This is a genomic window from Nostoc sp. (genome assembly GCF_036917395.1).
GTDB lineage: Bacteria > Cyanobacteriota > Cyanobacteriia > Cyanobacteriales > Nostocaceae > Nostoc.
This window is the reverse complement of sequence record NZ_JBALDI010000068.1, coordinates 52,373-67,064: the sequence shown is the minus strand read 5'-3', so window position 1 is coordinate 67,064 and position 14,692 is coordinate 52,373. Positions and strand designations below refer to the sequence as shown.

Sequence of the window (14,692 nt, the reverse complement as noted above, 5' to 3'; positions counted from 1 at the left end):
GTTTGATAGGGGGATTATGGACAACAAAAAAGATGAAATTTTGAAACGACGATCAAAGCTTTCACCCATACAGCGAGAAATTCTTGAAAAGCGGCTGCGGGGTCAAGTTGACTCTTTCTCTCAACTAGAGGTTATTCAAAGACGTTCTCAAAGAAGTCCTGCTCCCCTATCGTTTGCCCAACAACGCCTGTGGTTTCTCTATCAATTAGATATCACTAGTAATGCTTACAATGTGTCTGGATTTCTACGCTTTACAGGTTCACTCAATGTAACAGCACTGGAGCATAGCCTGAATGAGATCGTGCAACGTCACGAATCCCTACGTACTAACTTCAAAATCATAGAGGGAGAACCAGTTCAAATCATTGCTCCATTTTTGAGTATTGTTTTGCCGATAGTAGACCTCCAGAAACTACCAAAGAATCAGCTTGAGCAAGAAATCCAACGATTAACCACTAAGGAAGCCCAACTATTTTTTAATTTGGCACAAGAACCTTTGTTGCGACCTATCTTGCTGCATCTGAGCAAAACAGAATATTTAATGCAATTAACAATACATCACATTGCCATAGACGGCTGGTCAATTAGTGTGTTTGTTCGCGAATTGACAGCCCTGTATAAAGCCTTTTGTGTTGGATTACCTTCACCACTACCGGAACTCCCTATTCAGTATGCAGATTTTGCTCTCTGGCAACGGCAATGGCTACAGGGAGAGAGACTAGAATCTCAAATTACTTATTGGAAGAAACGTCTTGACAGCCTTCCTTGTTTACAATTGCCTACTGATCGCCCCCGACAGGCAATTCAAACTTTTCAAGGTGCAAAACAACACCTTGTGTTATCAAAAGCTTTATCAGAAGATATTAAAGCCTTGAGTCAGCAGGAAGGTGTTACACTTTTTATGACATTGTTGGCTACGTTTCAAACTCTATTACACTGGTACACTAGCCAGGACGATATTGTCGTAGGTACTGATGTTGCCAACCGCAACCAAGCTGAAATAGAGGGATTAATTGGGTTCTTCGTCAACCAGTTGGTGTTGCGTACTAATTTCTCTGGAAATCCCTCCTTTCGGGAGCTACTTGGACGAGTCCGTGAAGTAACTTTAGGAGCCTATAGGCATCAAGATCTGCCGTTTGAGAAAGTTGTAGATACTTTGAAAGTAGAGCGAAACCTAAATCGTATGCCACTATTCCAGGTTAAGTTTGTTCTTCAGAATGTTGCTCTGCCAGTTCTGGAATTTACAAATTTAACAACTAGTACTTTAAATCAGGTAAATACAGAGAAAACAACACTTGATTTACTCCTAACAATGGTAGACACAGAACAAGGGATAAAGGGTGATTTAGAGTACGACATAGATTTGTTTGACGTTAGTAGTATTATAAAAATATTGAAAAATATTGAAACACTTTTAAGTACTGTTGTCAAACAACCAGAAACACGATTGAATGAACTGGTTGATAACTTAGCAAAAGTGGAAAAACAACAACGCCTCTACATAAAAAACAAGCAAAAAGAAGAGTATTCTAACCTGCTGAAAAGTATTCAACGTAAAGCTATTATGACCATAAGTTAAAAAAATAAAAAAATAAAAATTATGAAAAATATAGAAAATAAGCAATTTAAACTTCAAGGGTTGGGAAATATTACAAGAAAAGTAGTAAAGTTAACACAAGGAGAATTAATAAAATTAGATTTTTTGAAATATGGCGAAACACTTCCTGTAGTATTAAAGCCTGCTGTACAAAATGTCGATTTAATAAATTGGATCAAGGATAACCAAGAATTTCTACAAACAAAGTTACTAAAACAGGGTGCTATATTATTGCGGGGCTTCAATTTAGAAAGAGCAGCAATTTTTGAGCAAGTTTGCCTGATGCTATGCCCAAACTTGTTCAATGAGAATGGTGAACATATTCGTGGAACTGTCAGTGCTAACGTTTATACTCCAGTTTTTTATCCAGCAAATAAAAAACTATTGTGGCATAATGAAAATTCTTTCAACTATCGTTGGCCTAAAAAAATATTTTTTGGCTGTAGTCAACCGGCAGAACAAGGAGGAGAAACTCCTATTGTTGATAGTCGTAAAGTTTTTGAACTAATCGATCCTAAGATTCGGGAAAGATTTATTGAAAAAAAGGTCATGTATCTTCGCAATTACGATTCTAGAATTGGACTAGACTGGTCAACTGTTTTTCAGACTCAAGATCAAGCAAAAGTAGAGGCTAACTGTAAAGAAGCTGGCATCGATTTTGAATGGAAAGATAATGGTAGATTGAGAACCCGTGCTGTGCGACCTGCTGTAGTCAAGCATCCTCAAACTGATGAAATGACTTGGTTTGCCCAACTTCAACATTGGCATACTTCATGCTTAGATATACAAACGCGTCAGACTCTGTTGTCATCTTTCCAGGAAGAAGATTTACCCCGAAATTGCTACTACGGTGATGGTTCTCATATTGAAGACTCTGTAATGGAAGAAATTTGTGGAGTGTATGAAAAGCTAGAAATCACCTTTTCTTGGCAAACTGGAGATTTATTAATATTAGATAACTTGTTAACTGCTCATGGGCGTAATCCTTTTTGTGGAGAACGGAAGCTTTTTGTTGCGATGGGTGAAATGATAAGTTTTGACGAAATTTGAAACTGAGGTAGGTCAAAAAATGCAAGAACAAATTCAGGGTTTTTCACTATCCTCGCAACAAAAGCGTTTATGGTTGTTACAAAAAGATGGTCAAGTATATCAGGCTCATTGTGCAATTCTTGTAGAAGGAAATCTGAAAAAAGAGGTTTTGAAAGAAGCATTAAATCAAATAGTCAATAGTCATGAAATTTTCAGAACTACCTTTCATTGCATTCATGGAGTAAAAACTCCTATTCAGGTAATCAATGAATCTAGTTTTATTTCAGTATCTGAAGTATATTTGGAAGAGAAAGACGTTAGAGAGTTTGATATCCAAAAACTGTTTGATTCAGCGAGTCAGCAGAGTCTCGATTTGGAGCAAGGATCACTATTATTAGCTACCTTAGTAACTCTGACACCACAAAAGCACTTATTAGTTATCAGTTTGCCTGCTTTATGTGCAGATACCCCAACTCTAAATAATTTAGTTTGTGAACTCAGCAGATGCTATGCTGCTTGTTTACAGCATGAGAAACTCTCTCTACAACCTCTGCAATATGCAGATATCTCTGAATGGCAAAATGAATTATCGCAGACAGAGGAACTAAAAGCTGAAGCAAATTACTGGAGAAAGTTCGATGTCTTCAATATTGGAGAATTGAAGCTTCCTTACTCAAATCAGTTAATTAGCAACTCGGAATTTAAACCCCAATCGCTTAATTTGGATATTCCGCCAGATTTAGTAAATAAAATAGATGTGATACTTGCACAGTACACAAATATTACAAGTTATGTTTTTTTTCTTACTTGCTGGCAGATTTTGTTGGGTCAACTTACTGGCAAATCAGACATGATCATTGGTATGGCTAGTAATGGTCGTAACTATGAACAATTGCAAGAAGCTTTAGGTCTATTGGTTAAATATTTACCCTTTCAATGTAATCTTCAGAATAACTACAAATTTAGTGATCTGTTAAATAAAGTTACAGAAGCTACAGAGGAGATATTTGAATGCCAGGAAAGCTTTTCTTGGGAACAAAGTCTTAGTATTTTGGATGGGAATAGTCAACAGCAACCGTTCTTCCCATTCTGTTTTGAGTTTACGTCTCTCTCAGCCAGGTATTACGCAGACAGTATATGTTTTTCAATTTATAAACAGTACGCCTGTGTAGATAAATTCCAGGTCAAACTATCCTGTGTTCGTCGGGATGATGATCATATAGCTGCTGAATTTCACTATGATGCCAATGTCTACGTTGTTGAAGATATTCAACGTCTGGCAAGTCAGTTTGAAACATTATTAACCAACCTTGTTAAGAATCCTGAAGGAGCGATCGCTTCTTTTGACATCCTTAGCCCTGTTGAGCGAGAGCAACTTTTAGTTGAATTCAACGACACAAAAACTGCTGCCTCACAACACCAATGTATACACCACTGGTTTGAATCACAGTGCGATCGCACCCCTGACAACATTGCTGTAGTTTGTAAAAACCAGCAACTAACATACTCGGAGTTAAATGCACAGGCAAATCGACTGGCTCATTATTTACAAAAAATGGGCGTTGGGCCAGAAATTATAGTAGGGATTTGCGTAGAGCGATCGCTCGATATGGTTGTGGGAGTGCTGGGTATTCTCAAAGCAGGTGGAGCTTATTTGCCATTAGATCCTATATATCCTAAAGAAAGGTTAGCCTTCATTTTAGAAGAAACCTGTACACCTGTGCTGTTGACCCAAGAAAAGTTGTTATCTATCCTTCCCGAATGTAATGCTAAGTTATGTTGCCTGGATAATGACTGGGAGAAGATTGCCCCAGAAAGTACAAAAAACCCTATTAGCAAGACAATTTCTGACAACTTAGCTTACGTTATTTATACTTCTGGTTCTACTGGTAAGCCCAAAGGAACATTAATTACCCATCAAGGTTTAGTTAATTATCTAACATGGTGTACTCAAGCTTATGCAGTTGATCTGGGAGAGGGGGCTACCGTTCACTCTTCGCTAGCTTTCGACCTAACTATTACTGGGCTGTTTTCCCCTTTGGTAGTAGGACGACGGGTAGAACTTATTCCAGAAGACCAAAGCATGGAGTCTTTAGGTGATGCCCTACGTAACGGCTCAAACTACAGCTTAGTCAAAATTACACCAGCTCAACTACAGCTACTCGAAAAGCATTTATCTTCATCAGAAGCTCCTGGTAAAACTAGAGCCTTAATTATTGGAGGAGAAAATCTGCTGGCCGAAAGCATTACTTTCTGGCAAAACTTTGCACCTAATACAATCTTAGTGAATGAATATGGACCGACCGAGACAGTCGTGGGTTGTTGCATTTACCAAATACCTAAAGGTGAAATGCTCTCAAGTTCTGTTCCCATTGGCCATGCGATCGCTAACACCGAGCTTTATGTACTCAACCAATACCACAAGCCTGTACCAATTGGAGTTCCGGGCGAACTCTACATCGGCGGTTTGAGTTTAGCCAGAGGTTATCTCAATCGCTCTGAACTAACAGCAGAAAAATTTATCCCTAATCCCTTTAGTGAGCAACCAGGGACACGCTTGTATAAAACGGGGGACTTAGTTTGCTATCGGTTAGACGGAAATCTGGAGTTCCTGGGGCGAATAGATAACCAGGTGAAAGTCAGAGGTTTCCGTATTGAGTTAGGAGAAATTGAGGGATTGCTAAAACAATACCCAGGTGTGCGAGACACAATAGTGATGGCGCGGGAGGATGTGCCTGGTGACCAGCGTTTGGTGGCTTATGTGGTTTCTAAATCGGATGCAATTCCTATTCATAGTGAACTGCGGAGCTATCTCAAACAGCATTTGCCAGAATATATGCTGCCATCAACCTTTGTACTAATGGATGCCCTGCCATTAACAACCAATGGCAAAGTAGATCGTCGGGCATTACCTGCTCCAGATCAAACACGCCCCGAATTCCAAGAAACTTTTGTAGCTCCTTGCACAGCGATAGAGGAGATACTAGCAGGAATTTGGGCACAAATCCTTGGGTTGGAGGAAGTCGGGATACATGACAACTTCTTTACCTTGGGAGGGCATTCGCTTTTAGCGACTCAAGTGATTTCGCAGGTGCGAAAAGTTTTTCAGCAAGAGCTTTCTTTACGTCGCTTATTTGAACAACCAACAATAGCTGGGCTAGCCAAAGACATTGAAAAAGCTACCAAGGCAGGCTTAGGACTCGAAACAGCAACAATTGAGCGGATTTCCCGCTCACAACACTTACCCTTATCATTTGCCCAGCAACGGTTATGGTTCCTTGCCCAGTTGGAGCCAAACAGCCCTTTCTACAACATCCCTGCTACTGTTCGCTTACAAGGACAATTGAATCTTAGGGCGCTACAACAGAGTTTCAAGGAAATTCTCCGTCGCCACGAAGCATTGCGAACTAATTTCCAGACAGTAGAAGGGCAACCTGTAGCAGTTATCTCATCAGCGACATCACTACTGTTACCAGTATTTGACATCAATGAATTAAGTTCAAATCAACAAGAAGCCTCAGTCAGACAACTGGCAGAATTTGAAGCGCAACAACCTTTTGACCTGAATCGGGACCTCCTGCTGCGGGTGAAACTAATGTGTCTTGGGGAACAAGAGCACATCGTACTACTGACGATGCACCACATAGCCTCTGACGGTTGGTCAACAGGCGTGCTGATCCGTGAGTTAGTAACACTCTATCAAGCCTTTTGTGAGCAGCAGCAACTCTCACCGTTAACTGAACTGCCTATCCAGTATGTAGATTTTGCAGCTTGGCAGCGACAATGGCTACAAGCAGAGGTACTACAATCGCAGATATCTTACTGGAAAAAGCAGTTAGAGGGGACACCTGCGGTACTGGAGTTACCCACTGACCACCCACGACCCGCTGTTCAGACATTTCAGGGTGCTACTTATTCTTTCGAGCTATCTGTTGAGCGATCACAAGCCCTGAATAAATTCAGCCAGCAACAGGGAAGCACTTTATTTATGACCCTGCTGGCGGCTTTCCAGACCCTGTTATGGCGTTACACGGGCAATGAAGATATTGTGGTTGGTTCGCCGATTGCCAACCGGAATCGGCAGGAAATAGAAGGGTTAATTGGGTTTTTTGTGAATACCTTAGTGCTGCGAACTAATTTGGCAGGTAATCCCACCTTTGAGGAGCTACTAACTCGTGTGCGAGAAGTTGCCTTAGGAGCCTATGCACATCAGGACTTACCCTTTGAGCAGTTGGTAGAACAACTGCAACCACAACGAGATTTAAGCTACACACCACTGTTTCAAGTGATGTTTGTGCTCCAGAATGCACCGATGTCGGCGCTAGAGTTGCCTGGTTTGACTTTAAGTCTTTTAGAAAGTGAAAGTCGCACTGCCAAGTTTGATTTGACTTTGTCGCTCATGGAAACAGCACAGGGACTAGTTGGGATTCTAGAGTACAATACTGACTTATTCGAGTCAAGCACCATCAGCCGCATGGCTAGACATTTTCAAACGTTGCTAGAGCAGATAGTTGCTAATCCACAGCAGCGCGTGTCGGAGTTAGCACTGTTAACTCCAGCTGAGAAGGCACAGCTAGCAGAGTGGAATGATACCTCGGTTGAGTATCCTCAACAACAATGCATCCATCAGTTGTTTGAGTCCCAAGTAGAGAGGACGCCCGACGCTGTAGCAGTAGTTTTTGAATCGGAGCAACTAACTTACTATGAACTAAACGCAAGAGCAAATCAACTGGCGCAGTATTTGCAAAAGCTAGGTGTAGGACCAGAGGTATTGGTAGGAATTTGCACAGAGCGATCCCTCGATATGGTGATTGGGCTTTTGGGCATTCTCAAAGCTGGTGGTGCTTATGTACCCCTTGACCCCACTTATCCTCAAAAGCGTTTAGCTTTTATGTTGTCAGATTCTCAAGTGTCAGTACTGCTAACTCAGCAGCGACTGATAGAGGCAATGCCTCAACTTCAAACCAGGGTTGTTTGCCTGGACACCGACTGGGAAGTCATTGTCAGTGAAAGCAAGGAAAACTATGTTGATAATCTCACTGTTGGAAATCTAGCTTATGTAATTTACACCTCTGGGTCTACTGGTATTCCTAAGGGTGTGATGATTCCACACAGTGCTTTGACGAACTATACCCAAGGGGCAGCGGATGAATATAGGTTGGATATAGATGATCGCGTATTACAATTTGCCTCCATTAGTTTCGATGCAGCTGCAGAAGAGATATTTCCCTGTTTGGTGCGGGGTGGAACCTTGGTACTGCGTACTGATGCCATGCTGAGTTCAGTGCCCGTGTTCCTGCAAAAATGTTCTGAACTTGAGTTAACAATGTTAGACCTGCCCACAGCATTCTGGCATGAAGTGACTCTTGCCTTAGTTACAGAAGGTTGCATACTACCCAAGCAACTGCGTTTAATGTTAATTGGCGGAGAAAAAGCGCTTAAGGTGCAACTTGCAACCTGGCACAAACATGCACCCAAGAGCGTGCGACTGGTAAATACATACGGACCTACAGAAACAACGATAGTTGCAAGCAAGTGCGATTTATCAGAGTCGTCCTGGCAAGAAGTACCGATTGGTTCTGCAATTCCTAACGTCCAAACTTATGTCCTCGATAACTATCTCCAACCAGTTCCTATCGGCGTAGTGGGCGAATTATACATTGGCGGAGTCAGTGTAGCAAGGGGCTATCTCAACCGTCCCGATCTAACCGCCGATAAATTTATTCCCAATCCCTATAGCCAGGAATCGGCAGCACGGCTATACAAGACTGGGGACTTGGTTCGCTACTTCAGCGATGGAAACCTTGAGATCATTGGTCGGATTGACCAGCAGGTCAAAGTCCGTGGTTTCCGCATCGAACTTGGAGAGATTGAAGCGCTCCTTAGCCAATACCCAACAGTACGAGAAACTGTAGTTGTCGTTCGCTCAGATGAAATCGCTTCTCAACGAATAGTCGCCTATGTCGTCCCTCAAAAAGAGCAAACACTGACAGTGACTGAACTGCGCGGCTTTATAGAGTCGAAGCTGCCAAACTACATGGTGCCAGCAGCTTTTGTCATGCTAGAATCACTACCACTCACACCTAATGGTAAGGTGGATCGTCAGACGCTACCTATACCTGATCGAATACGCCCAGAACTCGAAAAAGCCTTTATTGCACCTCAGACAACCATTGAAAAACAGTTGGCTGTGATCTGGGAAAAAGTACTCGGCTTAGAAAAAATAGGTATAAACGACAACTTTTTTGAATTGGGTGGGGATTCTATTCTCAGCCTTCAAATTATATCCAAAGCAAACTTAGCAGGGCTGCAACTAACCCCCAAGCAGCTGTTTCAACACCAGACAGTTGCTCAACTAGCAGCCGTAGCTGGCACAACCAAGACAATTCAAGCCGAACAGATTGCGGTAACTGGAACGCTACCGCTAACACCTATTCAGCAATGGTTTTTTGAACAACAGCAACCAGAACCAGATCACTGGAATCAGGCGGTGCTGCTAGAAATCAAGCAGAGCATTGAGCTTGTGGTTTTAGAGCAAGTAATACAGTTTTTACAAAGACATCACGACGCCCTACGTTTGCGATTTCTACAAGAGGAATTTGGTACTCAGGCGGTTATTCTCAGTCCTGATAATGTAGTGCCAATCACATACTTAGATTTGTCAGCACTGCCAAAAGAGGAACAAGCGGCTACTATAGAAAGAATGGCTGCTAAACTCCAAGCTAGCTTAAATCTCTCAGTAGGACCGCTATTCCGGGTTGCCCTTTTTGACCTGGGTGAAGGTAAACTATGTCGCTTGCTTTGGGCTATCCACCACTTAGCTGTTGATGGGGTTTCTTGGCGAATCTTACTTGAGGATTTTCAAACAGCTTACCAACAACTTTGTCAAGGCAAAAAAATACAGTTGCCAGCCAAAACAACTTCTTTCAAAGAGTGGTCTCACCGTCTGCAAGAATATGCACAATCTTCAGTACTGGACTCAGAACTAGAGTACTGGCTGATAAGTGAGCGTCAATCTATTAAACCTATACCTGTAGATTACCAATGCGGAAACAACACAGAAGCGACAGCTTGTACAGTATCAGTATCGCTTTCTGAGGAAGAAACTCAAGTCTTGCTGCAACAGGTGCCAACAGCTTACCGGACGCAAATAAACGATATACTCTTAACTGCACTTACACAAACATTTGCCCAGTGGACGGGAGAAAATTCTCTACTAATTGACTTAGAAGGACATGGGCGAGAAGAACTATTTGAGGATGTAGATTTATCTCGGACTGTGGGCTGGTTCACATCTATCTTTCCGGTAAACCTGAGTCTAGAAAACGCGACCTCCCCAGGAAAAGCCTTGATGGCAATCAAAGAGCAACTACGGGCGATTCCAAATCGGGGTATTGGTTATGGAGTGCTGCACTATCTCAGTAGGGATAAGGAAATTACCTCGCGGCTGAGTCTGTTACCAAAAGCGGAAGTGATTTTTAACTATTTGGGACAGTTTGACCAAGTTTTACCGGAATCCTCTTTATTTAGGTATGCTCAGGAGTCCAGCGGTCCGAGTCACAGTTTGTGTTCGCTACAAACTCATTTGCTGGAAATAAACGGCAGCATTTTTCAGGGACGGTTGCAAATGAACTGGACTTATAATGAGAAACTGCATCGGCAAACCACAGTTGAAAGACTTGCTCAAGGGTTTATTCAGGGGGTGCGATCGCTCATCGCCCATTGCCAATCCCCCGATGTCGGTAGCTTCAGCCCTTCTGACTTCGCTGATGTCGAACTGAGCCAGGAAAAACTGGACAATGCTCTTGCTGAAATAGACTTTTTTTGACCGAAATATAAAATGAACAAGAAAAATATTGAAACCATTTATCCTCTTTCCGCGTCACAGCAAGGCATGCTCTTTGAGACAATTTCTGCTCCAGAGTCAGGCATCCATATTGAGCAGTTAACTGGTGTTTTTGCGGCAAATTTAGATATTTTTAGCTTTGAGCGAGCATGGCAGAAGATTATAGACCGCCACTCGATTTTGAGAACATGCTTCATCTGGAAAGAACAGGACGAGCCACTTCAGGTAGTGCTTCGGCAGGTGAAAATACCGTTAGAGCAGCTAGACTGGCGTCATTTGTCATTATTTCAGCAGGAAAAGCAACTAGAGAGTTTTCTTGAAGCAGAGCGTCATCAGGGCTTAAATCTTTCTAAAGCACCATTGATTCGCCTGACTCTTATCCGTTTGACTGAAGACAATTATCAATTTATTTGCACCCATCACCATATTTTGATGGATGGATGGTCTGTCCCTTTAATATTCAACGAATTCTTTGCATTTTACGAAGCGTTTTACCAAAGTCAAGACTTACATCTAGAGAAACCCCGTCCCTACAGAGACTACATTGCTTGGCTAAAAAAACAAGATTTGTCTAAAGCAGAAGCATTCTGGCGCAAAACTCTACAGGGTTTTACCAAACCAACTTCACTTGGAAAGAAAGCAGATCTGGGTAGTTTTTCTCACCCTGAACAGATTTATGGCGAACAAAGAATCTATTTACCAACACCTGCAACAGCAACTCTGCAATCTTTAGCAAGGCAATATAGGGTAACCTTGAATACTTTGCTTCAGGGAGTTTGGGCGTTGCTCCTGAGCCGCTATAGTGATGAAGAAGACGTGGTTTTTGGTATCACCATGTCTGGTCGTCCGTCAGACATAGAAGGGGTTGAATCGACGATTGGACTCTTCATCAATACCTTACCTTTGAGGCTAAAAGTTTTTCCTAGAGCATTCTTGTGGTCTTGGCTCAAAGACATTCAGACTCATAATGTTGAACTACAACAATATCAATATAGTCCTATTGGTCAAATTCATCAATACAGTGAAGTACCTGGAGCGTTACCCCTTTTTGAAAGTATTCTAGTTTTCGAGAATTATCCAAGTATAATCCGGCAAGTATCAAATATAACTATCAATATAAGTCAAACTCGTTCTCAAGGGGCACAAACTAAATATGCTTTAACCCTGCTCGTAGTCCCTGGTTCAGAACTTATAATTGATATCATCTCCGATGAACGCCGCTGCGATAAAGCTAACGTAACCTGGATTCAACAGCATTTCCTAACCTTGCTTCAAAGCATCGTTGACAATCCAGAACAACAGATCGCAACACTTCTAGATATAATTCCAGTCAGTCAAATTCCGAAAATCAAACCGCTTCAGAAACAGGACCAACAAAAGTTGGGTTATACCTTCGCAACACCGCGTAATCCTGTTGAGGAACTTCTAGCCGGAATTTGGAAGCAGATTCTTAGTGTTGAACAAGTAGGAATTCACGACAACTTTTTTGAACTGGGTGGACATTCCTTACTTGCCACTCAGGTTATGTCACGCGTGCGCGATACCTTGCAGCTTGAACTACCCCTGCGTTACTTATTTGAAGCGCCTACTATAGCTAGTTTAGCTGACAGCATAGAAACAATCCGTCTCATAAAGCAGGGACTGCAAGCTCCACCCATTGAGCGCGTTCCAAGGGATAGAAACTTGCCTCTATCTTTCGCCCAACAGCGATTGTGGTTCCTTCATCAGTTAGATCCAAACTCAGTCGCCTACAATGGCTCTGACGCCGTGCTACTGGAAGGGGTGCTCAACGTGGCGGCGCTAGAGAAGAGCATCAACGAAATTGTGCGGCGGCATGAAGTCTTGCGGACGTGCTTTGCGATTGTGCAGGGGCAAGCAGTTCAAAGGATTTCTTCAGAACTAATGATGCCCTTACCAATAATGGATTTACAGAATTTGCCGCAAACTGAGCGTGAGACTGAGGTGCAACGGCTGGGACAAGCAGATGTTCAACAACCGTTCGACCTAACACGGGCACCTTTGATGCGGCTCACTCTGTTACATCTCAGCACCAACAAACACATTCTGCTGGTGACAATGCATCATATTATCTCTGATGGTTGGTCGGCAGGGGTGTTTATCCAGGAGATATCAGCGCTTTATGAAGCGTTTACTACTGGTAAGCCCAGCCTTCTCTTAACGGAGACGCTGCACGAACGGCACGCTACGCTAACACCGCTACCAGAGTTGTTTATCCAGTACGTAGATTTTGCCGTGTGGCAGCAGCAGTGGTTGCAAGGCGAGGTGCTCGATACTCAACTAAGTTACTGGAAACAGCAGTTAGAAGGGGCTAAGACAGTGCTAGAGCTACCAACCGATAGACCGCGATCTACGTTGCAGACTTCCATAGGAACAAAGCACACTTTCGCACTCTCCCTTACCCTGTCTCAATCTCTCGAATCCCTGAGCCAGCAGCAAGGAGTCACCCTCTTCATGACCTTGCTAGCAGCTTTCAATACACTGCTTTACTGTTACACAGGTCAAGAAGATATCCTTGTAGGTTATCCTATCGCCAACCGCAACCGCCGTGAAATAGAACCACTTATTGGCTTTTTTGTCAATACCTTGGTATTACGTACAGATATTTCAAAGAATCCCAGTTTTATTGAGTTGTTGCAGCGGGTGCGGGAAGTTGCTTTAGGGGCATACACCCACCAAGACTTGCCTTTCGAGAAGTTGGTAGCAGAACTACAGATAGAACGCAACCTCAATCACACGCCTTTATTTCAGGTATGGTTCGTCCTTCAAAACGCCCCCATGTCAGCCCTTGAGCTTTCAGGACTTAAACTTAGTTTTTTAGAAGTTCAAAGTAGTATAGTGCGGCATGATTTGAAACTTGACCTTTCTGAAACACCAGAAGGACTCAAAGGTTTTTTTGAGTACAAAACAGACTTATTTAATGCTACTACTATCGATCAAATGGTAGGACTATTTAAAAGCCTTTTAGCCACAGTTGTTGAACAGCCTGATATTAAGCTGACTCAATTGGTAAAAATTCTGAAAGAAACTGAAAAACAACAGCAAATAATTAAAAATCAAGAGTTGCAACAAGCGCGTCGTTATCAATTAGGACAAGTTAAGCGTAAAGCAATAACTGGCATTGGACAATAATCGTTGTTTTTTTATTAAAAGTGGTAGATATTACAAAAAATACAATGAATTTGAAAAATAAGCGAAAAATAATAAGTGTATCTCCAGAAAAAATAATTGAGACTGAATCAATTCAGCCAGGACAAAGTCTACCTTTAGTCATTAAGCCTGCTATCGATGGCATAAATTTAGCCACTTGGTCAGCTAGCAATCAGGAATGGCTAGAAACTAAGTTATTGCAGCATGGAGGTATCCTATTCCGCAATTTTCCTATAAGTGATACTGAAGGTTTTCAGCATTTCCTTAAATCTATTTCTAAAGAATTAATTGAATATTCTTATCGTTCAACTTCGCGTAGCCAAGTAAGTGGTAAGATATACACATCAACTGAATATCCAGCCGAACAATCAATTCCTTTACACAACGAAATGGCTTACTGCCACAACTGGCCAATGAAGATTTGGTTCTTTTGTTTAGAAGCGGCAGAACATGGTGGAGAAACACCGATAGCTGATAGTCAAAAAGTTTTTCAAGGTATTGACCTAAAGATTAAAGAGCAATTCATTCAAAAAAAGGTTATGTATGTCCGGAACTACGGCCAAGGACTCGATCTAAAATGGGAAAATGTATTTCAGACTTCTAACAAATCAGAAGTTGAGAGTTATTGCTGTAGTGCTGGCATTGAATTTGAGTGGAAAGACGGAAATTATTTGAGAACCAGTCAGGTCTGTCAAGCTGTTGCCACCCATCCTAAAACTAATGACATAGTGTGGTTCAATCAAGCACATTTGTTTCACGTATCTAGTTTAAAACCAGAAGTTCGTGAATCTCTACTCTCAACAGTTAAAGAAGAAGACTTGCCACGCAACGCTTATTACGGAGATGGTTCCAAAATTGAAGCATCTGTTATAGAAGAAATTAACGAAATATATCAACAGTCAGCAGTGACGTTTTCTTGGCAATCAGGTGATATTTTGATGCTAGATAATATGTTAACTGCTCATGGACGTAAGCCTTTTGTGGGAACACGAAAAGTTTTGGTGGGAATGGCAGAACCATCGTGGGGCTAATAAAATTAGGGAGTGGTTGAG

5 protein-coding genes are annotated in these 14,692 nt (G+C 42.0%); all 5 read left to right on the top strand.

The genetic code is table 11. From position 1 onward, the window contains the following. Positions 1-16 precede the first annotated feature (16 nt). Genes V7K46_RS23255 through V7K46_RS23235 form a run of 5 tightly spaced genes read left to right on the top strand, consistent with a single transcriptional unit; the run spans position 17 to position 14,671 of the window. The gene (locus tag V7K46_RS23255) at positions 17-1,579 is read left to right on the top strand and encodes a condensation domain-containing protein (RefSeq protein ID WP_335117245.1); all 1,563 of its coding nucleotides are present in this window, start codon (positions 17-19) and stop codon (positions 1,577-1,579) included. A gap of 21 nt (positions 1,580-1,600) precedes the next feature. Then, the gene (locus V7K46_RS23250; RefSeq protein WP_335117243.1) at positions 1,601-2,647 is read left to right on the top strand and encodes a TauD/TfdA family dioxygenase; all 1,047 of its coding nucleotides are present in this window, start codon (positions 1,601-1,603) and stop codon (positions 2,645-2,647) included. A 19-nt stretch (positions 2,648-2,666) separates the two neighbouring features. Continuing rightward, entirely contained in the window at positions 2,667-10,454 is a 7,788-nt protein-coding gene (locus V7K46_RS23245; RefSeq protein ID WP_442939869.1) for an amino acid adenylation domain-containing protein, read from the top strand. A gap of 12 nt (positions 10,455-10,466) precedes the next feature. Continuing rightward, positions 10,467-13,622 carry a condensation domain-containing protein gene (locus V7K46_RS23240; RefSeq protein ID WP_335117240.1) on the top strand — a complete coding sequence of 1,052 codons (3,156 nt, stop codon included), beginning with the start codon at positions 10,467-10,469 and terminating at the stop codon, positions 13,620-13,622. 44 nt (positions 13,623-13,666) lie between these two features. Beyond that, positions 13,667-14,671: a TauD/TfdA family dioxygenase gene (locus V7K46_RS23235; RefSeq protein WP_335117237.1), complete on the top strand. Its 1,005-nt coding sequence runs from the start codon at positions 13,667-13,669 to the stop codon at positions 14,669-14,671. Positions 14,672-14,692: the final 21 nt, after the last annotated feature.

Bases quoted from the DNA above. Each gene is read 5' to 3' on its own strand.
- V7K46_RS23255 (WP_335117245.1), top strand. From the start codon at position 17: ATGGACAACAAAAAAGATGAAATTTTGAAACGACGATCAAAGCTTTCA.
- V7K46_RS23250 (WP_335117243.1), top strand. From the start codon at position 1,601: ATGAAAAATATAGAAAATAAGCAATTTAAACTTCAAGGGTTGGGAAAT.
- V7K46_RS23245 (WP_442939869.1), top strand. From the start codon at position 2,667: ATGCAAGAACAAATTCAGGGTTTTTCACTATCCTCGCAACAAAAGCGT.
- V7K46_RS23240 (WP_335117240.1), top strand. From the start codon at position 10,467: ATGAACAAGAAAAATATTGAAACCATTTATCCTCTTTCCGCGTCACAG.
- V7K46_RS23235 (WP_335117237.1), top strand. From the start codon at position 13,667: ATGAATTTGAAAAATAAGCGAAAAATAATAAGTGTATCTCCAGAAAAA.